This is a genomic window from Fervidicella metallireducens AeB (genome assembly GCF_000601455.1).
Classification (GTDB): domain Bacteria; phylum Bacillota; class Clostridia; order Clostridiales; family Caloramatoraceae; genus Fervidicella; species Fervidicella metallireducens.
In genome coordinates this window covers 19,937-46,759 of sequence record NZ_AZQP01000020.1, presented here as the reverse complement: position 1 = coordinate 46,759, position 26,823 = coordinate 19,937, and the positions used below count along the sequence as shown (strand labels likewise).

General features: G+C 29.7%; 27 protein-coding genes, 1 tRNA gene and 1 pseudogene. 2 read left to right on the top strand and 27 right to left on the bottom strand.

What is annotated here, in order from left to right; genetic code table 11:
• Positions 1-214: pseudogene (locus Q428_RS15975) on the bottom strand (MerR family transcriptional regulator); the annotation flags it as partial.
• Positions 215-509: 295 nt separating this feature from the next.
• Between Q428_RS15975 and rpsT the strand changes: the two are divergent.
• A complete protein-coding gene (rpsT, locus tag Q428_RS07565) occupies positions 510-779 on the top strand; it encodes a 30S ribosomal protein S20 (RefSeq protein ID WP_035379697.1) in 270 nt (89 codons plus the stop codon).
• Positions 780-804: 25 nt separating this feature from the next.
• Here the strand turns inward: rpsT and holA are convergent, their stop codons facing one another.
• From holA to Q428_RS07515, 12 genes are all read right to left on the bottom strand, one after another.
• Entirely contained in the window at positions 805-1,803 is a 999-nt protein-coding gene (gene holA / locus Q428_RS07560) for a DNA polymerase III subunit delta (protein ID WP_035379695.1), read from the bottom strand.
• A gap of 18 nt (positions 1,804-1,821) precedes the next feature.
• The gene (locus Q428_RS07555; protein ID WP_161633605.1) at positions 1,822-3,858 is read right to left on the bottom strand and encodes a DNA internalization-related competence protein ComEC/Rec2; all 2,037 of its coding nucleotides are present in this window, start codon (positions 3,856-3,858) and stop codon (positions 1,822-1,824) included.
• 107 nt (positions 3,859-3,965) lie between these two features.
• A complete protein-coding gene (locus tag Q428_RS07550; RefSeq protein WP_035379691.1) occupies positions 3,966-4,277 on the bottom strand; it encodes a hypothetical protein in 312 nt (103 codons plus the stop codon).
• 91 nt (positions 4,278-4,368) lie between these two features.
• The gene (locus Q428_RS07545) at positions 4,369-6,954 is read right to left on the bottom strand and encodes a calcium-translocating P-type ATPase, PMCA-type (RefSeq protein ID WP_035379689.1); all 2,586 of its coding nucleotides are present in this window, start codon (positions 6,952-6,954) and stop codon (positions 4,369-4,371) included.
• Between the two features lie 143 nt (positions 6,955-7,097).
• Complete coding sequence (locus Q428_RS07540; protein WP_035379688.1) at positions 7,098-7,826, bottom strand: TVP38/TMEM64 family protein; 729 nt, start codon at positions 7,824-7,826, stop codon at positions 7,098-7,100.
• A 14-nt stretch (positions 7,827-7,840) separates the two neighbouring features.
• Positions 7,841-7,990 (bottom strand): hypothetical protein, encoded by a 150-nt coding sequence (locus tag Q428_RS15385; RefSeq protein ID WP_161633604.1) that lies wholly within the window; start codon positions 7,988-7,990, stop codon positions 7,841-7,843.
• Between the two features lie 24 nt (positions 7,991-8,014).
• Positions 8,015-9,211, bottom strand: coding sequence for a D-alanyl-D-alanine carboxypeptidase family protein (locus Q428_RS07535; RefSeq protein WP_035379686.1), 1,197 nt, complete (start codon positions 9,209-9,211; stop codon positions 8,015-8,017).
• 152 nt (positions 9,212-9,363) lie between these two features.
• A tRNA-Sec gene (locus Q428_RS15145) sits at positions 9,364-9,460 on the bottom strand.
• Between the two features lie 47 nt (positions 9,461-9,507).
• Positions 9,508-11,424 carry a selenocysteine-specific translation elongation factor gene (gene selB / locus Q428_RS07530; RefSeq protein ID WP_035379684.1) on the bottom strand — a complete coding sequence of 639 codons (1,917 nt, stop codon included), beginning with the start codon at positions 11,422-11,424 and terminating at the stop codon, positions 9,508-9,510.
• A complete protein-coding gene (gene selA, locus Q428_RS07525) occupies positions 11,424-12,845 on the bottom strand; it encodes an L-seryl-tRNA(Sec) selenium transferase (protein WP_242847797.1) in 1,422 nt (473 codons plus the stop codon). The genes selB and selA overlap by 1 nt, the downstream gene beginning before the upstream one ends.
• A gap of 3 nt (positions 12,846-12,848) precedes the next feature.
• Positions 12,849-13,877: a selenide, water dikinase SelD gene (gene selD / locus Q428_RS07520; protein WP_084478202.1), complete on the bottom strand. Its 1,029-nt coding sequence runs from the start codon at positions 13,875-13,877 to the stop codon at positions 12,849-12,851.
• Positions 13,878-13,934: 57 nt separating this feature from the next.
• Positions 13,935-14,534: a ComEA family DNA-binding protein gene (locus tag Q428_RS07515; RefSeq protein ID WP_035379681.1), complete on the bottom strand. Its 600-nt coding sequence runs from the start codon at positions 14,532-14,534 to the stop codon at positions 13,935-13,937.
• 111 nt (positions 14,535-14,645) lie between these two features.
• On the opposite strand from Q428_RS07515, the gene Q428_RS07510 reads away from it, so the two are divergent.
• Positions 14,646-15,875 carry a D-alanyl-D-alanine carboxypeptidase family protein gene (locus Q428_RS07510; RefSeq protein WP_035379679.1) on the top strand — a complete coding sequence of 410 codons (1,230 nt, stop codon included), beginning with the start codon at positions 14,646-14,648 and terminating at the stop codon, positions 15,873-15,875.
• Between the two features lie 81 nt (positions 15,876-15,956).
• Here the strand turns inward: Q428_RS07510 and Q428_RS07505 are convergent, their stop codons facing one another.
• The 14 genes from Q428_RS07505 to Q428_RS15140 form a co-directional block, all read right to left on the bottom strand.
• Entirely contained in the window at positions 15,957-16,349 is a 393-nt protein-coding gene (locus Q428_RS07505; protein ID WP_035379676.1) for a RidA family protein, read from the bottom strand.
• A 113-nt stretch (positions 16,350-16,462) separates the two neighbouring features.
• Positions 16,463-16,804: a ribosome silencing factor gene (gene rsfS, locus Q428_RS07500; RefSeq protein ID WP_479723635.1), complete on the bottom strand. Its 342-nt coding sequence runs from the start codon at positions 16,802-16,804 to the stop codon at positions 16,463-16,465.
• Positions 16,805-16,925: 121 nt separating this feature from the next.
• Positions 16,926-18,062: an LCP family protein gene (locus Q428_RS07495; RefSeq protein WP_051515039.1), complete on the bottom strand. Its 1,137-nt coding sequence runs from the start codon at positions 18,060-18,062 to the stop codon at positions 16,926-16,928.
• Positions 18,063-18,635, bottom strand: coding sequence for a bis(5'-nucleosyl)-tetraphosphatase (symmetrical) YqeK (yqeK, locus tag Q428_RS07490; RefSeq protein WP_035379674.1), 573 nt, complete (start codon positions 18,633-18,635; stop codon positions 18,063-18,065).
• Positions 18,622-19,242, bottom strand: a complete 621-nt coding sequence (gene nadD, locus Q428_RS07485) for a nicotinate-nucleotide adenylyltransferase (RefSeq protein WP_035379672.1) — start codon at positions 19,240-19,242, stop codon at positions 18,622-18,624. Before nadD ends, yqeK begins: the two co-directional genes overlap by 14 nt.
• Positions 19,243-19,336: 94 nt before the next feature.
• Entirely contained in the window at positions 19,337-19,630 is a 294-nt protein-coding gene (gene yhbY, locus Q428_RS07480; protein WP_035379670.1) for a ribosome assembly RNA-binding protein YhbY, read from the bottom strand.
• A 9-nt stretch (positions 19,631-19,639) separates the two neighbouring features.
• Entirely contained in the window at positions 19,640-20,905 is a 1,266-nt protein-coding gene (gene obgE / locus Q428_RS07475) for a GTPase ObgE (RefSeq protein ID WP_035379668.1), read from the bottom strand.
• Between the two features lie 22 nt (positions 20,906-20,927).
• Positions 20,928-21,503 carry a Spo0B domain-containing protein gene (locus tag Q428_RS07470; RefSeq protein WP_035379666.1) on the bottom strand — a complete coding sequence of 192 codons (576 nt, stop codon included), beginning with the start codon at positions 21,501-21,503 and terminating at the stop codon, positions 20,928-20,930.
• Between the two features lie 84 nt (positions 21,504-21,587).
• Complete coding sequence (gene rpmA, locus Q428_RS07465) at positions 21,588-21,854, bottom strand: 50S ribosomal protein L27 (protein WP_035379664.1); 267 nt, start codon at positions 21,852-21,854, stop codon at positions 21,588-21,590.
• Between the two features lie 33 nt (positions 21,855-21,887).
• The gene (gene rplU, locus Q428_RS07460) at positions 21,888-22,199 is read right to left on the bottom strand and encodes a 50S ribosomal protein L21 (RefSeq protein ID WP_035379663.1); all 312 of its coding nucleotides are present in this window, start codon (positions 22,197-22,199) and stop codon (positions 21,888-21,890) included.
• A gap of 91 nt (positions 22,200-22,290) precedes the next feature.
• Entirely contained in the window at positions 22,291-23,820 is a 1,530-nt protein-coding gene (locus Q428_RS07455) for an Rne/Rng family ribonuclease (protein ID WP_161633603.1), read from the bottom strand.
• 4 nt (positions 23,821-23,824) lie between these two features.
• Positions 23,825-24,526, bottom strand: coding sequence for a TIGR03936 family radical SAM-associated protein (locus Q428_RS07450; RefSeq protein WP_035379660.1), 702 nt, complete (start codon positions 24,524-24,526; stop codon positions 23,825-23,827).
• The gene (locus Q428_RS07445) at positions 24,498-26,360 is read right to left on the bottom strand and encodes a TIGR03960 family B12-binding radical SAM protein (RefSeq protein WP_035379659.1); all 1,863 of its coding nucleotides are present in this window, start codon (positions 26,358-26,360) and stop codon (positions 24,498-24,500) included. Before Q428_RS07445 ends, Q428_RS07450 begins: the two co-directional genes overlap by 29 nt.
• A gap of 2 nt (positions 26,361-26,362) precedes the next feature.
• On the bottom strand, positions 26,363-26,632 hold the full coding sequence (locus Q428_RS15140; protein WP_152539086.1) for a hypothetical protein: 270 nt from the start codon (positions 26,630-26,632) through the stop codon (positions 26,363-26,365).
• Positions 26,633-26,823 lie beyond the last annotated feature (191 nt).

Genomic DNA, 26,823 nt, shown 5'->3' with positions numbered 1-26,823 from the left:
TTTGGCTTGAAATTCTACAATAACCAATAACTTTTTTAGGTTTAATAACTTTATTTATGCCAAGAATTTGATCGAGTTGCTCATCTGAATAGTATCTAAAACCTGATAGTGCTACATAAGCAGGTTTTAAAATATTCTATTTATCCCAATTCCTTAAAGTTTGTTCAGTTTTGCCTATTAATTTAGCAAATTCACCAATACTATAATATTTCATTTAAATCACCTCTCTATATACAATAATGCTATAAATTCTATAAATTGTATGTAGAGATTTATAAATTTTTATAAAATTTATTTAGCTGTTTCATCCCCCTTTTTTGTTAAGATTACCTATAATGTATGTTTACCAAAATTAATTAACATATACTTAAATTTATACTTTTTTAAGCCATATTTTACTTGAATTTATGTATTTTAAATGTTATAATAACCTGTGTTGAAGTTGAACTCATTCGCAGATTCCCCACAATCTGTAATTTTCATAATATAAACGAAAAGGAGAGAAAGTAATGGCAAACATTAAATCAGCTATAAAAAGAATCAAGACAACTGAAAGAAGAACTCTTAGAAATAAGATGGTAAAGTCAGCTGTTAAAACAGCAATAAAGAAGTTTGAAGCTGCTGTAAATAGTGGCAATTATGAAGAAGCAAAGGTTTTACTTGCTGAGACATCACATATCATTGATAAGGCTGCAGCAAAGGGTATTATACATAAAAATGCTGCATCAAGAAGAAAGTCAACAATTGCAAAGAAACTAAATAGCATAGCTGTTAAGTAGTAAAAAACACCCAATATGGGTGTTTTTATTTGCACAAATTCACTATCAGAAGTTCCAACGCTAAATCATTAGATATTCTGTTTGTCTTAATACTATAATCAACATCAAGGCACATTCTAAGTGCATTCTTAATATCTTGAATACTGTAAATGTTACATTGTCTGATTAAATTTTGAATCATAAAATCCTTCAGCTTTAATCCGCTTTTTATTTCGTTAATATTTAATTTTTCCACCAGTGCCAATTTCGTTTGTAATAATAGCCTATACTGTCTGATAATCATTGCTAGAATTTTTAAATGTTCTTCCTTTTGAAATAATAAATTGTTAAGTATTGTTAAGGCATTGTCAGCGTCTTTTTTTGCAATACAATCTACCATCTTAAAAACGTTGCTTTCCAAGGTTCTAGTCACTATAGAATCAATATGTTCTTTTGTAATAACATCTTCATCCATAGCATAACACACTAGCTTTTGGATTTCCATTTCCAGACTCTCCAATGAACTGCCAGTTTCTGAAAGTAAATAAATTAACTCAGATTTATTGATTAACTTTCCATATCTACCTAACATATCAATAACAAATTTATTTAATTCGTCCCCTCTTAGCTGATTGAATTCAATTATATAACCTATATTTTTTATAACGTTCAGATATTTATTCTTGATATCAACATCATCTTCAAGTGTAATCAATAATATTATTCCTTTAGGTATATTTTTACAGTATTCTATTAGATTTTCACCAATAGCCATTAAAGCATTGTTTGAAATATTTTGTATATATATAATTTTTTTATCAGACAAGAACGGTAGAGTCTCACATGAATTAATAATTTCATTAAAATTGACATTAGCTCCTTCAAAATATGATACGTTTAATTCCGGAAAATTTTTTATCTTATTCAAAATAATATCTACTGCTTTCTTTACTAGGTGCTTTTCCTGTCCACCAATAACACACACACCTTCAAATTCTTCTTCCTTTACAATTTTAACAAACTCTTTAAAATTTCTAATCTCCATTTTATCACCTGTAAGTTTTTATTTTTGAAAAATCAACTTCTTATTTATACCATCTGTTATTACCATTATATTACCATTAATATCAGTCCTGAAAACGTCAATATTATTCATTTTTAGTGTATTAATAACCTTATCTGATGGATGTCCAAAATTATTTTTACCTACGCTTATTATAGCAGTTTCTATATGTGACTGTTCAATCATTTTTTCATTTAGTGAACCAACTGAGCCATGATGAGGCACTTTGTATAAATCATAATTACCTTCTAAACCTTCCAGATCATCCTTTTCTGCATCTCCTGTCAGCAACATGTTAAAATCTTTATAAATTAATTCAATAATCAAACATGTTTCATTTTTATCATTATCTATTTTTTCATTCTTATTTGGATACAATATTTTTAAAACTATATCTCCAATTTTAATCCTATCACCTTTAGATACTTCAGTAAATAAATAATCACCTGGGTAATCGTTATTAAATGAAATACTATTTTTTACATTCATTTGTGTAAATACATCCTTCAATCCCCCACAATGATCCTTGTGGAAATGCGTTATAATAAGTAAGTCTATTGTTTTATATCCTCTTCTTTTTATATATGGTATAACCTTTTCTCTGGCAGCACTATATTCCTTATATTCCGGTCCAGTATCTATTAAAATACTTTTATGATCAGGAGTTTCAATAAAAATACTATCTCCCTGACCTACGTTGATAAAATGAATTAACAATTTATTCTGGATAGGAATAACTGAAGCAATTATAAAAAAAACAAAAATAAAATTCAAATATAACTTTTTTATCTTCATTCTACTAAAGTTTATATAATTAAAATTAATAAATAGAAATAAATAATACAAAATGATAAATATCTTATTAGTCTGCCCTATGTAAACATTGAAATCAAATTTAGCTATAAACTTAATGAAATTCATAAAAATAAATCCCAAAAAACATGTAGGGAAAAATACATAGTTTAGTCCCAGTAATAAATATATAATTGATGAAATAAATCCAGCAACAGTTAATAATGCCACTAAAGGTCCAATTAGTATATTTATTAATATTGAAAGAGGGTTAAAAAAACCTTTATTCCATATTATTATAGGTAGAGTCATTAAAAAAGCCCCTAGACTTACACTGATTTCGCTGCTGAAATACTTTATTTTTTTTGACACAACATCGTTAATATCATCCTTCAATAGTATTATTCCATATGTCGCCGTAAAGGACAATAAAAATCCTAGATTGTATAAATAGAATGAATTTAATATTAGCATTATTAAACCTGCTAAAGTAATGCCATTCACAACATCATATGGTCTCCTTATCATTTTAGCAAAGGTCACAATACTAATAATTAGAAATGCTCTAAATATTGATGCTTCAAACCCTCCAATGACTGTATAAAAAAAGCATGTAATTATAACTACAAAATATCTTAATCTTGCACTAAGTTTTCTAGTAATAATATTTACAAACATATATACTATGCCAATATTAAATCCTGAAATCGCAAGTATATGTGATATTCCAAGATTTTGAAAGTTATTTAAATCCTCTAAGGATATATCTTTTATATAACCGGTTAATAATCCACAAAGGAATGAGCCTCCAATTTTATCAATAGATAGTAATGAATTAATTATTTTGTATTTAATCCTTATTGGTATTACAATTATGTTGAATCTTTCTAACTTTTCAATCTCAGATGAAGAAATTGTAATATATGCATCAATATTTTTTGAATTCATCATTTTTTTATTATAATTATTTTTTTCATTTACATTTCCCTTGAATTTTACATAATCACCTGGGGTAACATCAAGTTCTTTATAATAAGATGCTATTATACGATAGCCATTAGAAAAATTCTTTAAAATAAAGGTATTATCATATTTTTCTATAACATAACCTTGATACACATTGCTAGACAACAAAACCCTGTATCGTTCTTCAAAACTCTTTGTATGAAAATTTGCAGTTAGAAATCCCAGTGAAAAAAATAAGCAACAGAATATTATAAATACCCACTGTTTTCTCAGGAACATAATCAAAAATAGTGCAGTTATAGCTGCACCTAATAAGTATATGTTTATTTTATTGAACAATAAAATTCCAAATATAAAAAATACGGTTATCTTAATCAGAATATTTTTCATATTCTTTTTTCATTTTCCCTTGTTATATTGAGATAATCAGGAGTCTTTCTAATATCACTGTGTGTATTGCCCATGTAATGCAAATTTGCTGTAATATTTACTACATGACCATTAGAATTATGTTTTATGTCTACGTCACTTACCCTGCCATCATCTTGACGGTAGGCTAAATAATTTCCCAGAATTTCGTAGGCTGCATCAGATGTTATACTTTCATATGCTGAAAAATAATCTGATTCCGGCATTTGAATTGTAACCTTGTACAATCCGTCTTGCTGAATTCTATTTTCTCTTATGTTGTTAAACATAAAATCACCTCATATATATTCTTGCCACATTTAATATATTTAATCATAAAAACACACCCTTATTAAGGTGTGTTTTTTATTTATTTTTTATTTATTTTTTTATTGACTTTACTATTTCAACTATTAACAAAGGTATTAATGAGCATAAAGCTACAATCAATATTTCATTTAAATTCAGTATTCTCACCTTAAAAATTTGTCTTGTAAAAGGTGTCGCAATAACTATAAATTGTATCAGCAAGGATATTAATACAGCCTTATTCAAATATTTGTTTGTAAATAACCCATTTTTAACAACCGATGCCTTTTCAAGTCTTACATTGTATGCATGGACTAATTGGGATAAACTCAGTGTAAAAAATGCCATGGACCTAGCATCTTCTATTCCCATCTTTAAACCATACCAATAAGCAACTAACGTAACTCCACCTACTAAAATACCTTGAAGTAATATTTTTAATCCTAACCCATCTGCAAAAAGACTCTCATCAGGTTTTCTTGGCTTTCTTTTCATTACACCCTTCTCAGCAGGTTCCATTCCTAAGGCCAAAGCTGGAAGACTATCTGTTACAAGATTAACCCAAAGTATGTGTATAGGCAATAGTGGTTGAGGTAAATTAAACACAATAGCAATAAACAATGCTACAATCTCACCAATATTACATGACAATAAATAGTGTATAGACTTCTTTATATTTGAAAATATCGTTCTTCCTTCTTCAACTGCTGATACTATTGTTGCAAAATTATCATCTGTCAATATTATATCAGCAGCACCTTTAGCAACATCAGTACCTGTTATTCCCATTGCACATCCTATATTTGAAGTTTTTAAAGCAGGTGCATCATTTACACCATCACCAGTCATAGCCACAATTTGATTATTTTCTTTCCATGCTTCAACAATTCTAACTTTATGTTCAGGCGAAACCCTTGCATAAACTGAGTAATTTTTAACATTTTGAACTAATTCTTCCTGTGTCATTTTTTCTACTTCATTCCCTGTGATAGCTTCTTCTTCACTATTTAAGATTCCTAGTTCTTTAGCTATTGCCACAGCTGTAGTTTTATGATCACCAGTAATCATAACAGGTTTAATTCCAGCCGTTTTACATATTTCTACAGCTTCCTTTGCTTCTTCCCTCGGTGGATCAATCATTCCCATAAGTCCAACAAAAATTAAATCCTTTTCAGCACTTTCCCTTTCAATCTTTTCTATATTCTTATATCCTAAAGCTAAAACTCTTAATGCACTTGAAGCCATTTCTTCGTTTACTTGTTTTATTTTTTCAACGTCTGAATCAGTGATTTCTCTTACCATATCTTTATCTTGTATATATTTACAACATGACAATAATATGTCAGGCGCTCCCTTGGTGTTAACTGAAAATCCATTTACTTGTTTATTGAATGTTGTCATCAGTTTTCTATCTGAGTCAAAAGGTATTTCATCAACTCTTATAAATTCTTTATCAAGTTTTCTTTTATCAACCCCATGTAATAATGCAACATCAACTAATGCAGTTTCAGTTGGATCTCCTATTGTTTTGTAACTATTGTTCTCTTCCACAATTTCTGTATCGTTACATAGATTAGATACATGAAGAACTTTGTCAATATCCTTTAAATCATCACTAAAACCGTTAATTGTGTAAATTTTTTTGACAGTCATTTTATTTTGTGTAAGTGTACCTGTTTTATCAGAGCAAATAACAGTTGCACAACCTAAAGTTTCTACAGCTGGCAATTTTCTTATGATTGCATTTCTTTTTATCATCTTTTGAACACCCACTGCTAAAACTATTGTAACAACAGCAGGCAGACCTTCAGGTATTGCAGCTACAGCAAGTGATACAGAAGTCATAAACATTTCAAATACAGGTCTTCCTTCAAAAATACCTATCCCAAACATCAATGCACAAATAGCCAGTGCTGCTATTCCTAGCCATTTTCCGACTTCCTCTAACTTTTTCTGTAGTGGTGTACTTTCTTCTTCAACCTTTGATATCATATCTGCAATTTTTCCAATTTCAGTGTTCATACCTGTTGCAACAACTACACCTTTGCCTCTTCCATATGTAACCATAGATGACATAAATGCTAAATTCACCCTATCCCCTAAAGGAATATTTGTATCTTCGATAATTACATCCTTTTTGTCAACTGGAACTGATTCTCCAGTCAAGGAAGATTCCTCTATTTTAAGATTAGATGTTTCAATTAATCTTAAATCCGCAGGAACATACTTCCCAGCTTCAAGAATAACGATATCTCCAGGAACGAGTTCTCTAGAAGGAATCTCTAAAACATTTCCATCTCTGATTACCTTTGCCAAAGGAGCAGCCATCTTTTTTAAAGCCTTTAAAGACTCTTCTGCTTTATTTTCCTGTACTACCCCAAGAACTGCATTTAATAATATTACCATTAAAATGATAGCCGAATCAGCAACTTCACCAAGTATTCCAGATATAACAGCTGCTGCGATTAAAATTATAACCAGTACATCTTTAAATTGTTCTATAAATTTTTGCAATGTACTTTTTCCTTTTTCTTCTTTAAATTCATTAAAACCAAATTCATTGATTCTTTTTTCTGCCTCCGATTTGCTAATTCCAGTTTCCTGTGTCTTAAGCTTATCAAAGATCTCTTTTTTTGATAGTGAATGGTAATTATTCATTTAAATCACTCCCCATATTATTATTTCACATAAAAAAGACCTTTATCCATGTACCACATAGATAAAGGTCTTACTCACAAGGTTTCCTTGCTAATCAACCGGGCAAAGGCCGTATTGACGATTGATTAATACATAAAGTAGAGCTACTCCCCTTCATTATTTATAATTTTATCATCTTTTTTTGACAAGTCAATATTTTCTTCTAACTCATTAACCTCAATTCCAAAATTCTTCGTTGATACATTAAACTTTTTTATAATAAAAGGTAAAATGGACAAAAGGATTAAAAACAATACTGATAGTATAAACTGTTTAGAATAGATATTGTCAAGGGAACTACCAAAGTAACTGTAAACAAAAGTACCCGGTATTATTCCTAAAAAAGTACCAACTATATATTCCCATATTTTTATATTTGATAAACCGCAGATATAACTTACAACATCACAGGGTAAAATCGGAATAACCCTCATTAAAAAAGTTACAATAAACCCTTTTTCTTCACACTTTTTATCAATTTTTTTAATTTTTCCATTTAGTAATCCTTCAATCCAATCCCTTCCCCAATATCTAGCCATGTAATATGCAATGATTGAACCAATTGTTCCACCTACAACTGTATAAACTGTACCTAAAATTGTACCAAATAAGATTCCCCCCAACACAGAGAATAAACCTATAGGTAACAACAGTATAGGCCTTATTGTACACAATATTAAAAAGATAAATGGTGCTGCTTTCCCATAAGAAGAAACTAACCTTTTAACATTTTTTAAATCGTAAAGTCTAAAATAAAATACAATAATAATTACAAATACTATAAAACCAATTATGGAAATAAATTTTTTAGTATTATATCCCTTATTTATCATTATTTTTCACCAGATTATATTTTTTTAATTTGATTCAGGAAAATTATTTTATTTTTTGTTATTTCGGTGAAAGTCTCCTTATCTATTTTCCCATTGGCTAACAATTCCTCAGCAATAGCTAAAAATTTTTCCACTAGACTTACAATTTCATCATTATAAATCATGGAATCCCCACCCATCTAATAGATTTATAAATTAATTTTAAAATAATCCATTATCTTAAAGTACCATCTCTTTAATAAAAAAACTGACTTATAATCTTTAATTGCATATAACTGGTTTTCTTTTACTACTTCATCTTTACTATTGGTTATTATAACCTTACCTATAATATCACCTTTTTTAATATTATAATTCAAATTTTCATTCATTACAGCATTTATTTTAAATATTTCATTTTTTTTAGCTAACACATACAAATCTTTTTTACAGATTCCTTGTATATTCTTTTCCTTATAATACTTATTTTCAAAATCAAACTTTTTGTCTTTCTTAACTATTATGTTATTAAAAAAGTTTTGTTCTCCAAAATTTAATAAATCTAAGCTATCTTTTACCCTGAAGTAATCAGAACTTGAGCCTAAAACAACTGATATAAGCCTGAAAGGATAACCATTTCCATTTTTACTTAACAAATCTTCTGTTGCAACAAGACAATAACCAGCTAATGATGTATGTCCTGTTTTTAAACCATCAACACCTGTCTTTTTTCCCAAAGCTCCATTTGTATTGTAGAGGACTTTATTTTTTATCACTACACTTTTTTTTGAAGTTGTATTCAATATTTCTGGATATTTTTTTATTATATTTTTTGCAAGTTCTGAAATATCCCTTGCTGAAGATGTGTTATAAATATTGTTTTCTTTACCCTCTGTCAAGCCGGTAACATTATAAAACTGAGTTTTTGTAAGTCCTAATTCTTTTGCCTTTAAATTCATGTTGTATATAAAATCAGTCCCATCCTTCTCAACAATGATTCTAATTTCCTCTGCACTATCATTTGCTGAGATAATCAATAACGAGTCAATTAATTCCTTAACTGTTATTGTGTCATTTTTCTTTAAACCTAATTTTGATGCAGATTCAGGTACTTTTATATTGTTGTCTTTAATAAAAATCGCATTGCTATCGCTTATATTTAGTTTTTCAAGATATTCTTTAAAAACTAAATAAGTCATTAACTTTGTAATAGATGCCAATGGCAGCTTTGCATCTGAATTTTTTTCATAGAGAACTCTACCAGTATTAGCCTCTATTAAAATTGCAGCTTTACAATTTAGATTTAAATCTTCTTTGTAATTTACAGTCTTCGAATCTGCATAAACTATATTTGTGTTGATAAAACTAAACACTAATAATACTAATATACATATTTTCTTTTTCATGCAACCACTCCCTATGATATTAACATATTTTTACATATTTTACAATATATTTAATTATGATAATTTACATTTTTTAATTTTAAACAAAAAACCTCTAAACATTACAATACATTTTAATGTAATTGTAAGTTTAAAGGTTATTTTAAACTTAGTGGCGGGAGTATGTGGGAATCGAACCCACCCGTCGTGTTATTAGCACGGCAGAGCAGTTTTGAAGACTGTCAGGCACACCAGCACCTATCTACCCCCATAACAAAGTTATAATAACATAAAAATAATAACTTTGCAATCTTTATCTAACCATTATATTCATTCAATATTCTTACGTCTCCAACTCTTTTCGTTATCCTTTTGGTATCAAAAAACTCTAAAAGCATTACAGCATATTTTCTGCTTATACTTAAATCATCTCTGAATTGAGCTACACTTATATTCCCATTTTTTTGTATATAATCTATCACTCTGGTTTCTGCTTCATTTAAATAACTTGTTTTAATATATATATCATCACTTATTTCTATAACTTCTCCAATATCAACCAAATAGTTCAATATCTGATTAGCTTCTTTTCCTTCTATTTTTAAATTCATTAAATAATCCCCCACTTTAGGAGGTTGAAATCTAAATTTATCTAATTCACATAATATCTTATTCTTTATCTCAGTTTGTTTTTCATTTAAAGATATATAAAAATCTTTTAAAAAAATATAATTACCTTTTACGTTAAGGATATTCTCATTTAACTTACAAATAATTTCATCCAAAATTTTTTGTTTAATGTTTTTATCAAAAACTTTAATTTTAAAATCTTCCTTTGGCATCCCTAAACTTAAGGGATTTTGCTTATGGAACTTATCTAAGGTTTCATAAGCTTTTTTACTTATACTATTAAAATAATCTCTATGTATAAATAATTCACTTTCTTTTGAGTTAATTTTAACTATTTTTTCTGAGTCTACCAATTTGTCAATTATTTCATCAAAACTATCAATACCATCTATATGTTTTTTAATATCTTCTCTGCTTAAAAACTCAGAACTGTTATTTAGAATTAATCTCTCTATGATGTCTTCACCACTACCTGTTTCTTTTAAATGTAATTCCTCTATTACCTTTCTGTCAAATGATTTATGTTTCAACGGATTTGCATCTAAAATCCTTCCTCCGCCAATGGTAACAATGGGCGAATAACTTCTAATTATAAATTTATCGCCATACTTTGCTGCAATAGGATATTCTAATCGTAGTTGTACTAATGCTGATTCACCTGCATCTACAAACTCCTTATCCAAAATTACTACTCTTGCTAAAACTTCACTTGTACCATGATATAACCTTACCCTATCTCTATTTTTTAAAGCTTTTGGTGCATCCTCTAAATACTTTAATCTACAATCAATCATAAGACTGTTACTAATATTATCAATGCTAGATAACACATCTCCTCTTTTTACATCTGAAACCTTAACATTTAACAAATTAATTGCAACTCTTTGCCCTGCTTCAGCCGATTTAACATTTTCACCATGAACTTGAATATTCCTGATTCTGGTTTTTATTCTGCTTGTAAATATCTCACATTGCTCTCCTAAATTCAGTCTTCCTTCTATTAGAGTTCCTGTAATTACAGTTCCAAATCCATTTACACCAAACACCCTATCAATTGGTACTCTAAATTTTGAACTTATATTTCTTTTTCTTACTTTTCTAGTTTGCTCATCAAGGATTGAAATCAATTCATTTATCCCATTTCCAGTTCTTGAGGAGACATTTACTATAGGCGCATCCTTTAAAAAGCTGTTCTTCAAAGCATTTTTTATTTCGTTATTTATAATTGTTAACCATTCTTCATCTACCAAATCAGTTTTTGTAACTACAACAATTCCCTTATCAATATCAAGTAATTCTAATATATTAAGATGCTCTCTGGTCTGAGGCATTATCCCTTCGTCTGCAGCTATAACCAAAAGTACTATATCTATACCACTTACACCTGCTAACATGTTTTTTATAAATTTCTCATGCCCTGGAACATCTACTATTCCAGCTCTCCTACCCGATGGCAAATCAAAGTATGTGAATCCAAGATTTATTGTTATTCCCCTTTCCTTCTCTTCCTTTAATGTGTCTGTTTCTCTTCCTGTTAAAGATTTTATTAATGTTGTTTTACCATGATCTATATGTCCAGCTGTTCCTATTATTATGTGCTGCATTATTTATCACTCCCAAATATTTTAACCAATGAATCCCTGATAATAGAAAGCTCATCATCAAATATTGTTCTTAAATCAAATACCAATTTATCTTTATTAATTCTAGTTATTATAGGTATTTCCATCATCCTGAGGGATTTTTCAACATCCTGAACCTTGTTCTCTAACGGTTTCAATTGTACTGTATATGTCTCTAAATTTTCAAGTGGCATTGCACCCCCACCAACCTGTGAAAAATCTTCTTTAACTTCAACCAAAACATAAGACTGTAGCGAATTTTTTAAAAGCCGTGCTAACTTATTTGCTCTTTTCTTTATTTCATCAGCTTTTGTATTCAACATGTTAAGCACAGGAATTTCTTTTAATGCTTTTTCTTCATCAATGTAAAGTTTAAAAGTTGCCTCAAGAGCAGCTAAGGTCATCTTATCAATTCTCAAAGCCCTATTCAATTGATTTTTTTTCATCATTTCAACATATTTCTTCTTACCTATGATTATTCCAGCTTGTGGTCCACCTAGTAATTTATCGCCACTAAATGTAACTACATCTATACCTCTTTTTATACTTTCCTGAACAGTAGGTTCATATGATAACCCATACTTTGACAAATCAATTAATACACCACTTCCTATATCCTCTACTACCGGTAATGAGTACTTTTTTCCTAATTCCACAAGTTTATCAATAGCAACTTCTTCTGTAAAACCAAGGATTTTATAGTTGCTTTGATGAACCTTTAAAATTACCCCAGTATTTTCGTTTATAGCACTTTCATAATCACTAAAATTTGTTCTGTTAGTCGTTCCAACTTCTCTTAATTTTGCACCACTTTGTTCCATTACAGCTGGTACCCTGAATGAGCCACCAATTTCAACAAGCTGACCTCTTGAAACAATTGCTTCTCTATCTTTACTTAGGGTTGATAAAACAAGTAGAACTGCAGCCGCATTGTTATTTACAACCAATGCTGCTTCTGCCCCGGTAATTTTGCATATTAAATCCTCTACATGACTATATCTTGAACCTCTATTACCACTTTCCAAATCAAATTCTAAATTACTGTATCTAGTAGAAGTTTTTATTACTTCATCCATCACTTTTTTAGATAAAACAGCTCTTCCTAAATTAGTATGAAGAACTGTCCCTGTTGCATTAATAACCCTTTTTAAGTTCATTGAGTTTTTATATTTTATTTTACTTATAATTCTATATACGATTTCATCATAATCAATGTAATCAATTGTTCCCTCTAATATGCCTTTTCTAAAAGAATCTAATACCTCTCTGATTGAATCAACTACAGATTTTCTACTAATATCTTTAATTTCTAATATTCTACTATCATTCAATACTACATCTACTTTAGGAAGATATAATAACAATTCCTTTTTATCATTCATATCCTTCATCTCATTTCCCATTTTTTATTTAATATAAAGATATTTTTCTCCTTTTTCTTGAACATAGCCAATAATATTAGCTTCAATACCATTTTCTTTTAACTTATATATAAATTTATTCCCTTCCTTTTCACTGATAGAATATAAAAGTCCCCCTGATGTCTGTGGATCCATCAAAATATCCAACATATAATCCTCTAAGTTATTAAAATCATACTTCCCTTCAAGATATTCTTTATTCTTATAAGTTCCAGCTGGAATAATACCCATTTTAGCTAAATCGTCCACACCATCAAAATACTTTATTTTATCCCTTTCAATTACAATTGAAACTTTACTTCCTTCTGCCATTTCTAATGCATGGCCCATTAATCCAAAACCTGTTATGTCTGTACATGCGTTTATATTAAAATCTAACGCTACTTCATATGCATACTTATTCAGTGTAGTCATACTCCTAACAGCCATTTCAATTTGACTTTTCTCTGCAATTTCACCTTTGATTGCCGTATTTATAATTCCAGTCCCAAGGGGTTTAGTTAGTATTAATATATCCCCTGGTTTAGCATTTGAATTTTTTAATACTTTATCAGGATGTACAAGTCCCGTTACAGATAATCCATATTTAGGCTCTTTATCATCTATAGTGTGCCCCCCAACAATTGTTGCTCCTGCTTCCCTGACCTTATCAGCTCCACCTTTCAAAATATCACCAAGAATTTTAAAATCTAAACAAGTTGGAAAGCATACAATATTCAATGCTAATATTGGACTACCCCCCATTGCATAGATATCACTTAATGAATTAGTTGCTGCAATTTGCCCAAACAAATAAGGATCGTCAACTATCGGAGTAAAAAAATCCAATGTTTGTATGATTGCTAGGTCGTTGTTTATTTTATATACAGCTGCATCATCAGAGGTATCTATTCCCACTATTAAATTTTTATCATGAAATTTTGGTAATTGACACAAAACTTGTGCCAGTGCCTTTGGGCTAACTTTAGCTGCTCAACCAGCTGCATTAGTCAAATTTGTAAGTTTAATCTCCATTACTATTGCCCCCTTCCTAAATAACATTGTATATTATACTATAGCTTTTATTCAATGCTAATTCACTGTAATTTTATCCTTAATATTTTCAAACATCTTATCCCCAATACCACTGACTTTCTTAATATCTTCAATTTTACTAAATAAACCATTTTTCTCCCTAAAGTCTATTATCCTTTGTGCTAAGGCCTCTCCTATTCTTGGGAGAGATTTTAGCTGTTCTTTGTTTGCCGTATTAATATTTATTTTTTCTTCTGACAAAGGCTTTATCTGTATGCCCTGTGATATATTACTTACGTTTGTATTATTTTTTGAAGGTATTCTAATAAAATCTTCGTCTTTGAGTCTTGCAGCTAAATTAATTAATGTTGTATCTGCATTTTGAGTAAACCCATCTGATAATTGAACTAATTTTGCCAAACGTTCTCCTTTTTTCAATGTATAAACACCTGGTTTTTTAATTTCTCCACAAATATAAACTGTTATTGTTTCACTTTCATCGATAGAATTAACGTCTTTTCTGTTAACCTCATTTTTTTCAATTACTACAGCTTCTAATGAATTTCTTTTGTTTTTATAAAAATTAAAAGAAATTATAAAAACTATTATCACTGAAAAAACACATAATCCAATTTTCTCTCTTTTTGACAAATCCATCAAATCACCTCTGAAAAATTATTTACATTTTGTACCATTTTTAAACTTCCTCAATTGAAAAGATTTTTATGATTTGCTATAATTAAAAAAGCATAAAACAAGGAGGCATTTATGAAAAAATATTTAATTATATTCATGATAATAATATTTATTTCTTTATATCCACATAAATCCTATGCAGATGAAATACCAGTCATATCCGGTGAAGGTGCGATAGTAATGGATTTGAACTCATCAGAAATTTTATATCAGAAAAATATGAATACTCCTTATGCACCAGCAAGTACAACAAAAATAATGACTGCATTGTTAACCCTGGAAAAATGTAATCTTAATGATAAAGTTATTGTTGGTAAAAAGCCTCCCTTTGAGGATGGCAGTAAAATTTACTTGTTTGAAGGTGAAGAGATTACCGTAAAGGATTTATTATATGCATTACTTTTGAATTCTGCTAATGATGCAGCTTTGGCCCTTGCTGAGCATATCAGTGGTTCAAAGGAGGCTTTTGCATTATTGATGAATCAGCGTGCTAAAGATTTAGGGTGCAAAAATACCAATTTTGTAAATCCTAATGGCTTATATGAAGAAAACCATTATACAACAGCATATGATTTATCATTGATTACTAAAGAAGCTTTAAAAAACAAAATTTTTAATGAAATAATTAAAACACAGTCCTATGTTATACAACCAACTAATAAACAATCTGAAAAAAGATATCTTCACAACCAAAACAGATTAATTTTTAATCCTCGTTATAAATATTCTGGTGCAGATGGTGTGAAAACTGGTTATACTACTAAATCTAAACATACCTTTGTTGGATCTGCAACCCAAGGAGATAGAAGAATTGTTGTTGTAATATTATATAGTAAAGAGAAAGTCTGGTCAGATGTAAAAAAACTTATGGATTATGGCTTTAAAAATTATGAAAATATTAAACTAATTTCTAAAGATGAGGTTCTAACAAATTTATCAATTTCTAATGAAAATGTCCCTGTAATTTCATCTGAAGATCTGTTTGTAACATTTCCAACAGGAAAAAAGCCAGTTATAAATAAACAATTAACACTTAACAATAATCTTAATAGTATAAAAAAAGGTTCAATTGTAGGATATGTTCACATTACAGTAAACAACGAAAAAGATTTTAAAGTACCATTAATAGCTTCAACGGATGCAAATTATCCTGAAAGCTTATTTACTAAATCCTCATCGGTAACAAAGAATATGCTTATTCGCTATAAATGGAAATTTATTGTTTTCGTTATTCTTTTCCTTTTTTTAATACGTGGCCTACTCATAAAATTTAAACGTTATTATAAAATCTTAGATAGATAGGTTACACAATTTTGCTAAAAATAAAAAGCAGGCAATCCTGCTTTTTATTTTTAGCAAATACTTTTCTTTTTATCTTTACTCTTATTTTGCATCTGGAATGATAGCTATTGCTTCGATTTCAACATAAGCATCTCTTGGAAGTTTACCAGCTTGGAAGCATGATCTTGCTGGCATTTTTTCTTTAAAATATTCTCCATAAACTTCATTAACATCAGCAAAATCGTTTATATCTTTTAATAATACTATAGTTTTTACTACATTATCCATGCTTGTTCCAGCTTCTTCAAGTATTGCCTTTAAATTTTCCAATGACTGTCTTGCAGCTGCTTTTGCATTGTCATTTACTAATTCACCTGTTGCTGGATTTAAAGGAATTTGACCTGAAGTATATACCATGTTACCTACCTTTATTGCTTGTGAGTATGGTCCTATTGCAGCAGGTGCATTTTTTGTACTTACAACGATTTTTTCCATATGTATGTATGCCTCCTTATGTTTATGTAATTGTGCAATATAAATCGCACATCTTTATTATATCCATTATTTATTATTATTGCAATTAATCTATTAAATTTACTCATCCATAATTAAATAGTAATAATCTCTGCGTCTGCCCATAGTCTTTCTATTTCATAAAATTCCCTATCTTCATTTAGAAATACATGGACAACCACTGTTCCAAAATCTATTAATATCCATCTACCTGTACTATAGCCTTCCTTATGTAAAAGGCTATAACCCTCATCCTTCATTTTATCTTCAATTTCATCAGCTATAGCCTTTACCTGCGTAGTTGAATTACCACTACAAACAACAAAATAATCAGCTATAGGTGATAATTCTTTAATATTTAATATTTTTATATCACTGGCTTTTTTGCTAGAGGCAGCTGATGATATGCAATAAGCCATTTTTGAAGAGTTTTTCAAATAAATACCTCCTAACTTACAATGAAATCTTTGTTATACAGTAATAAGATTTATTTTACACTATCTTTTCCAAGGATTACAACTACATTGGCATTATTATCATTATTTTTTTCTTCTTTTACTACATTGCCAAAGTTATATCCTCATAAATATGTTTACCTATACCATTATGTGAATAATCGTTAATAGTTGTAGTTTCAAGAGTTTTTTTATAGTTGCCAATTTTTATAACATTATAACCTTTCTTGGTTAATAAATCTTTATACCTTTTAGCAAGTCCATTAACATTCGTTGAATTTAATATTATCACTCTTACATCATTTCTATTAAAATTTTGTGATACTTGTACGGTTTCATCTTCAATGAACTTATTAACATATTCACTGTTTTTTTCCTTATCCCATATGTAATATGAAACTCCGTTAATATACCTAGGCTCTCCATCTAATATCCTTTTTTCAATATTAGAAGCACCAATATTTTTTAATTTTAGTGCCAATTTAAACATAGTTTTTGAGTCCATATCAGTTTTTACATAATTAGATACTGTGCTTATTAACTTTGGCAGTCTTAATATACCAGCAGGTGATTTTGCTTTTTCAAAAACCTTTAAAAGAAATTCTTGTTGTGTGGCTATTCTCCCTAAATCCCCCATGGCATAGCCGCCGCCGTTATTATTCTTTCTCCATCTCACATATTCCTCAGCTTTTTTACCATCTAAATGTACTATTTGTCCCTTTTTAAAATGAATACTGATATCCCTTGCATCATAATTCATATCACGTTGAATAGTTACATCTACACCTCCTACCGCGTCTATACATTTTCTAAAAGCTGCGTAATCAATTTTTGCGTAATAGTCAATGTTAACACCTAACATTTTTTCAATAGTTTCTATAGCAAGCTGAGTTCCTCCTCTAAGATTTGCAGCATTAATTTTCTCCATTTTTCCCAATATACTGACTCTGGTATCTCGTGGAATTGATAGCATGTATATTTTTTCTTTACTTGGATTGTATCGAATTAACATAATAGTGTCAGATCTTTTAGGACTTTTGCCAGTTGTATCTTCATAGTTGCCTGCATCAACACCTAATAATAAAACATTTATAGGTTTACTTATATCAACTTGTTTTGATTTATCTACTCCTTCATTTACCCTTTTTAATATTGTAAATGCATAACCAAAAGTACATGCTGAAACTAAAAGTATGATAACCATTATAATTTTAAAGACTTTCCAACCTTTTTTTTTCATTTATATTTCACCTTCCATTAAAAGACTGTTCCTGAACTCAATAGTCAATGGATGTAATAAAAAATCCTTTTTTAAAATATATTCAATTGTTGTATTACACGCTAAAATCAGTGCTTTATTTAAGTTTATTTTTGATAATTCACGAATTTTTTCAATCCCTGGAAAATCCCTGCCTTTTTCTATAACATCTGCAAGATAAACAATTTTTTCTAATGTTGTCATGTTTCTTCTTCCAGTAGTATGGAAGCAAATTGCATTTAATATTTCCTCATCTTTTATTTTGAAAACTTGTTCACAATATTTTGCACCAACACTTCCATGCAGAAGTTGCGGAAAATTCAATTGTATTTCGTCAACTTCAAGTCCATATTCCATAGCCATATCAATTAGTTCTGGGTCCGTCAAATTCTTAACGCAGTCATGTGCTATAGCCGCAATTCTACATTTGCTTACATCAGCTCCATATATCTTTGCTAATTCAACAGCAGCTTCCTCAACATTCAATGAATGTTGAAATCTTGATGGTTTTAATAATTTTTTTATACTTTCTCTTATATATTCATATTCCTTCACTAAATTCACCTCTGTACAATCCATGATCATAAATATAATCAATTACATTATCAGGAACTAAATATTTTATACTCTTTTTCTCTGCAATCCTTCGCCTTATCATTGTTGATGATATTTCAATGCTAGGAATTTTTATCATTTCAAAATTTCCCAAAGATAAAATACTGTTTTCTTGTATTATCTCTTCAAAATGATTTTCGAGTCCGCCTCTATTTACAACTACAAAATCAGCTAACTTAAAAACTTCCTTAATGTTCTTCCATGTTACCATATCTTTTAGAGCATCAAAGCCCACAATAAATTTAATATTTTTAAAGTCATATATATTTTTTAATTGTATTAGAGTATCATATGTATAACTTTTTCCGAATCTATTGACTTCAATGTCACTGATTTCAAAATATTTATTTCCATCGATAGCTAATTTAACCATATTAAATCTATGTTCTGATGTTACCATATCATTAAAATCTTTGTGTGGTGGATTTCCTGATGGCATAAAAATTATTTTCCTTAAATTTAAAGATTGTTGAACTTCCTGGGCAAGAATTAAGTGTCCTAAATGAATAGGATTAAAAGTCCCTCCAAAAATTGCTATATTATCCATCAAATCATCCTTTACTTTTATTTTCTTTAATATTATAGCAAAATATATAGATAAAAATAAGCCCTATTATTTATTAAATAATAGGACCAAATTTTTATCTTGGCAATTGAATTCTTGGATTCTTCTTTGATTTTTTATATATTACGAATTTATTACCTATAACTTGAATTGGCTCAGCATCAATCCTGCTACAAATTTCATCACAGGCTTCCCTTGCATCGTATTCAGAATTTCTTAATACATTAACCTTAATTATTTCTTTTGCTTCTAATGCTTCTTCTATCTGATTCAAAAAACCTTCCTCTATCCCATTCTTTCCTAATTGAAAAATTGCATCCAAATTAGTTCCTATACTCCTTAAATATGCTCTTTGCTTACCTGATAACATAGTACACCTCTATTCTACGAATTCAAATTCAAAGTCATTCATTCTTACAATATCCCCATCTTTAATTCCATGTTTCTTTAATTCATCAATAATACCTTTATTAGTAAGTACTTTATGGAAATACTTTAGGGATTCGCTATTATAAATATCCACCTTAAGCAGTAATCGATCTACGAATGAACCACTAACTACATAAACACCACTGTCTTCCCTGTAAATTTCATATTCAAATTTTCTTTCTTCTGGAATAAACATTTCATATTCCTCTTCTTCAACTGGTATCGTATCTAAAATACCGCCTGCATATAGCATTAATTCTCTTAAACCTTGATTTGTTGCAGCAGAAATTCTAAATACTTTAATTCCTTTTTTATCCAAATATTCTTTCAGTAACAAGAAGTTTTCCTCTGCTCCTGGAATATCTAGTTTGTTTGCTGCAACAATTTGTGGTTTATCAGCTAATTTCTTACTGTACTTTACCAATTCATTATTAATCATTTCAAAGTCATCTATTGGGTTTCTTCCCTCTATACCTGATACATCAATCACATGAATTAATAGTCTTGTTCTTTCAACATGCCTTAAAAAATCAATGCCTAATCCAACTCCCTCATGCGCTCCTTCAATTAAACCAGGAATATCCGCTAAAACAAAACTTCTTCCGCCTTTATTTTCCACCACACCTAAATTAGGTGTTAAAGTTGTAAAATGATAATTTGCTATTTTAGGCTTAGCTCCAGTTACCATAGATAAAATGGTTGATTTTCCTACATTGGGAAATCCTATTAAACCCACATCTGCAATCAATTTCAGTTCTAAGGTAACCCACCTTTCTTCTCCTGGTATACCTGGTTGTGCAAAATCTGGAACTTGTCTTGTGGGTGTTGCAAACCTAGCATTACCCTTTCCACCTTTTCCTCCTTTTGCAACAACTACCCTTTGTCCTGGATGAGTTAAATCAGCGATAACTTTATCTGTTTCGGCATCTTTAACTAAAGTTCCAGCTGGAACCTTTATTATCAGATCCTGACCATCTTTACCATACATATTTTGAGAACCACCATTTTGTCCATTCTCTGCAATATGCTTCTTCTTATATTTAAAATCTAACAACGTACTCATGTTTGAATCTACAACAAATATTACATCCCCACCTTTTCCTGCATCTCCACCATCAGGCCCTCCAGTAGGTACATATTTCTCTCTCCTGAAGGACACAGCACCATGTCCTCCGTCTCCCGCTTTAATATAAATCTTAGCCACATCAATAAACATTATATCACCCACTTTTACAAGTTTAATTTATTTGCCAAATAATAAGCATATCATCTCCATTGTTATACAAATTGACACTGTTTCCATAAATATTATCTTCAAGAATATTTTCTACAGTTCCTTTAAATTTATTTAAGGAAATTAAATTTAATAATGAATCTGTACTTGCAAATTTTATAATTAATTTTTCATTTTCCTCATAAATTTCTATGTTTAATTCTTTATTTTTCAACTTTCCAATCTCTTTATCTGTGTACTTTTCAATTACATTGATAATTTCTTTCAATTTATCCATACCTGTGGATATATATTTTTTAGGTATTTCTTCTAATTCACTGTAGAAATTGACATTGATATTTTTTTTCTCATTTCTTATTATAAAATCTTGCAACGCTAAAGCTAAAGCTGGATACTCTAAATTATGTAACGCACTTAACACCATAAGTTTCTTATTGATTTCCCTTAAATACTCCATTGCTTCTTGAGGTTTGTTTAATTGCAAATAACCATATATAACTTGGAGAAAATTCATAAAATCATGTCTCTGCATTCTTAACTGCTCAACAACATAACTCAAATACTCCTCTTTAAATTCCAAACATTCACACCTCTCCCTCTTAAGTATAAATATAGATAAAAGACAATTTTATCAATAAAAAACACCCATAAGGGCGTTTTTTCATTATTGTGCTATATCTTGTGGATAAACACTAACCTTCTTTTTATCTCTTCCTAATCTTTCAAATCTAACTATACCATCTATAGTAGCAAATAAAGTATCATCTTTACCTATTCCAACATTTTCACCTGGGTGAATCTTTGTACCTCTTTGTCTTACAAGTATATTTCCTGCAAGAACAAATTGCCCATCAGCTCTCTTGGCACCAAGTCTTTTGGATTCACTATCTCTACCGTTCTTGGAACTACCGACACCTTTCTTATGAGCCATTAATTACACCTCCTCTTAAAGGGTATTTATCAATTAAGCTTCGATCTTTTCGATCTTTATTTGAGTATATGGTTGACGGTGGCCTTGTTTTCTTCTATAGTCTTTCTTTTTCTTAAACTTGAAAACTATAATCTTCTTTGCCTTTCCGTGTTTCACAACTCTTGCAACAACTTTAGCTCCCTCAACTACTGGTGAACCAATCGTTAATTTGCCATCCTTTGAAACAGCAAGCACATCGTTAAGTTCAACTTCTGAATCAACTTCTGCTGCTAACTTTTCAACAAATAGGATGTCACCTTCTTGAACTTTGTATTGTTTTCCTCCTGTTGCTATGATTGCGTACATGCAAACACCTCCTCATACCAGTCTCGCCGTAGGACCAGGCACACCAAAAGTGTTTTCAGCCCGCCCCGAGCGGTCTACAAAAGACATAATATCATAAATCCAAAGTTTTTGTCAACTTATTATTACTCTTAATTTTAAAAATAATTTCATCAGCATCAGAATTAAAAGAAAAATCTATAATTTCTCCAAAAATCCTTTTATCTTCAAATTCAACTTTAACAAAATCTTTCTTAGTATCTAAACTTGCAATGCGATAATTACGTACAACGTTTGATTTTTTAACTATGACATTAATATCATAGTTATCTTTCATACCTTGTATAAAAAATTGATATTTGCTTAGAAATTCTTCATAGGTCTCAGGAGAAATTTCTATATTAAATTCCCTTATATTATAAAATTTACTTCTTTTAACACATTCATTCTCAATTAATTTTAAAATATATGCCGTAGTTAATCTCTGTCTATCAGTTTTTTTATATATGAAACCAGCAAGACTTTGTCCTTTTTTAGCTCTGGACATTTCTAAAAGTCCAAGACTTGTGAAGCCATAGATATCATTTTTAATTTTATCCTCTTTAAATCTCATTTTAATTTCTTCTAAAACTTTTTCTTTGTGTTTTTCATCCATCATATTGATAAAATCGATAATTATAATCCCTGAATAATTTCTAAGTGTTACAGCATTATATATTTCATCTATTGCCTCAATATTTGTTTTTAAAATAGTTTCATCGATATTAGAGCCACAAATATAATTCCCACTGTTAACATCTATTACAACACAAGCCTCTGTTTCATCAATAACTAAAAATCCACCAGACGTAAGTGTTATTTTATCATTTAATGAATTCATAATGGTTTTTTCAATTTTATCAAAAATATTGATGTCATAAATAACAGATTTTGTCTTGTCAACCTTTTCTGTTTTTTTTCCTGAAATTTCTTGTTTAATGTATTCACATACATCATGCCTGTTAACATATATTCGCTCCACATCAGATTTTATTATTTCCCTTAAAACGTAACTATAAAAATCCTTAGAGTTAAATATCATCAAAGGAGGTTTAATAAATTGTATATTGTTTTTTATCTTATTCCAAAAATTTCTTAATTCTTCAATTTCATTTTCAATCATTTCTGTACTTTCATGGAAGGCTTCTGTTCTTAATATCACACCGAATTCATTTCGTAACATTATTTTGACTTCTTTTTTTAATTCTTCTGTTTTTGAAGTCTTTTCAATTTTATTTGATATAAATATTCCCTTTTCAAAAGGAAGTAATACAACAGTCTTTCCAGGTATGCTGATATTGGTTGTGACTTTTGGCCCCTTCTCTTTAACTCCCTCTCTTACAACCTGAACCAAAATCCCCTGTCCTCTTTTTATGTTTTTGTTATCAAGGCATTCATTTAAATCTAATATTGCATTCTTAGAAGTGCCAATATTTATAAAAGCTGCATTTAAAGCTGGAACAATATTTTCTACCCTTCCAAAATAAATATTTCCTGTTATATTATAGTTGTCATTGTTTTCTATAATCAAGTCAGTTACTCTACCATCATTAATTACCAATGCTCTGTTTTGGGTAATTCCTGCATCTATGTATACTTCTTTCATCATATCACTTCCTTGAAAATAAGGAAATTAAATCAATATAATTATTATTTTTTATTCCATAAAGCTCTTCACGTACTATATCAGCATAGCCAAAAATCTTCCCCTCTGATAACTCCTTTACCAAATCTGATATCACTTCAGCTCCAACATTAGCTCTGCTACCTGTTTTTAGTAAAAATTTGAATTCCACGTAATCCTTTGATATATTAACAACCTTGATATCATCGATTAACGGTCTTATATTCACTAATTTTTCCCCTGATTTTGTTTTTTTAGTTCTCTCTATAACCTCCATTGATAAGATTTTATTTATTAATGCTAAAACTTCATTTGGCTTTGCACAATGATTTAATATGACGTTATATGATGCTGCTTCAACAACTGCCATTGAAGCTGGCATTCTTTCATTTATAATAACAACATCTGTTATTTCAATTCCCTCAGGAAGAGAAGAATTTAAACCTTCCTTTATGTTTTTTGTGTTTTGATAATCATTGATTTCTATATCTGCATATTCAGCTTTGCTACCTACTCCTAATGACAATGGAGCAGCTATAGAAATGCTTGCATGAGGGTTAAAACCTTTTGAATAAGAAATTGGAATATCTGCCCTTCTAAATGCTCTGTGTAAGGTTCTCATTGTATCAAGGTGTGATATAAATCTTGCTGCTTTAAGTTTAGTGAACTTTATCAATATTCGCTCCATTGAAACATTCCCCTCCTTGTAAGTATGATGTTATTCCACAACCCGTACATCCTAATCTACAATCTCTCGTTAAAGCTTCCATTTTTGCCTTTTCATATTCCCTGATTAAGTACTCTTTTGAAACACCAATATCAATAAAGTCCCATGGAAGTATTTCATCTAGTTCTCGTTTTCTGTAAACATAAAATTCAGGATTTATGTTACATTCTTTAAATGCCTCCATCCATTCCTGAAACTTAAACATCTCCTGCCATCCATCAAACCTGCAACCTTTTTCCCATGCCCTTATCAAAACTTTTCCCAGTTTTCTGTCTCCTCGAGAAAATACACCTTCTAAAAAACTCACAGGTGACTCATGCCAGCTATATGAAATGTTTCTGTTTTTTATCAATGACTTTAGATGTTTTTGTTTTTCTACTAATAAGTCAATCCTATTTTGTTCTTCCCATTGAAATGGAGTAAAAGGCTTTGGTACAAAGGAGGATGTACTTACTGTTATATTTAGTCCTTTTTTTCTCTTTTCTTTTGGCACTGAATAATATGCATCAACTACTTTCTCAGACAACTCTGCTATTCCTTCCACATCTTCCATTGTCTCAAATGGTAATCCAATCATAAAATATAGTTTTATTTTGCTCCAACCTGACATAAATGCACTTGTTACAGAATTAATCAAATCCTCTTCAGTAACACCTTTATTTATAACATCCCTCATCCTTTGGGATCCTGCCTCAGGTGCAAATGTTAAACCAGTTTTTCTAACCTTCTGTATCTCATTGATTAAATCAACAGAAAAAGAATCTATTCTCAAAGATGGAAGTGATACTCCTACCTTTTTGTCCTCATATTTCTCCATTAATTTCCTTACTAGATTGTTAATATCTGAGTAATCACAAATACTTAAAGAGGTAAGGGATATCTCATCATAACCAGTGTTTTTGAGTAAATTTTCAGCAAGTTTTAACAAGGTCTCTGTTTTTCTTTCTCTTACTGGTCTATATATCATTCCTGCCTGACAGAATCGACATCCCCTAGTACATCCTCTGAAGGTTTCTAATACTACTCTGTCATGTACTATTTCTGTAAGGGGTACTATTAATTTATCTGGATACACACTTTCGTCTAAATTCTTTACAATGCGTTTCGTTATTTTTTTTGGATAATGATTTTTTTGGGGTATTCTTTCTTTTATTGTACCATCATTGTTATATGTGACTTCATAAAAAGCAGGTACGTAAACTCCTTCAATTTGTGATACTTTTTCTAAAAACTCATTTCTCTTGCCATTATTATCTTTCCATTCTTTGTATGTATCTAAAATTTCCTGAATAACTTCTTCAGCTTCTCCTAAAACAAAAAAGTCTGCAATTTCTGCCAAAGGTTCAGGATTATATGCACATGGCCCCCCGAACATAACAAAAGGATACCCTTCTCTTTCACATGATAATAAAGGTATACCTGCTAGATTTAACATATTCAAAATATTTGTATAGCTCATCTCATATTGCAAAGTAAACCCAACCAAATCAAATTTTTTCACTTCACTCTTTGTTTCAAGGGTAAATAAAGGAATATTGTTTTTTCTCATAAGGTCTTCCATATCAATCCATGGTGCAAAAACTCTCTCACAATAGGAATCTTCCCTTTGGTTTATAATATGATACAATATTTTAATTCCAAGATGTGACATACCTACTTCGTAGACATCTGGAAAGCACATGGCAAATCTTATTGAAACATCATTTGGATTCTTTTTCACCTCATTAAACTCTCCTCCAGTATATCTTGCAGGTTTTGTAACTTTACTTAACAGTTCATTTGTAACTCGAACCATCTCTATTCCTCCCGTATCTCAATCTTTTGAAGACATTCTGATAAAGTCAGGTTTCCATATTTAAAATATATTGAAATTAACTGCTTTTCACTGATTTTATTTATTATTCTATCCTCATCCCTAAAATAAATTACATGATATTTATTAAAACAAAAAAACCTTATTATATCAAGAATTTTTGAATTTTTTTCATAGAATTTGTTTTTTTCTTTAAAAATATCTTTTTTCTTTAAAAGTACAGACTTGAAAAGCAAGTCATCTATTATATACAACTTAATGTCCCTCTGATTACAATATCCTTTATAAATGAAATAGAAACCTAATAAAACAAATAGCATTGATTTATAATGCTGCTGAATATGAAATGCTTCAAAAAGTATTATACATCCAAAAATAAATCCAATCAAATTTGTTATAGTATATCCCCAAAAATAATTGAAATAAAACTTTAAAATAATTTTAA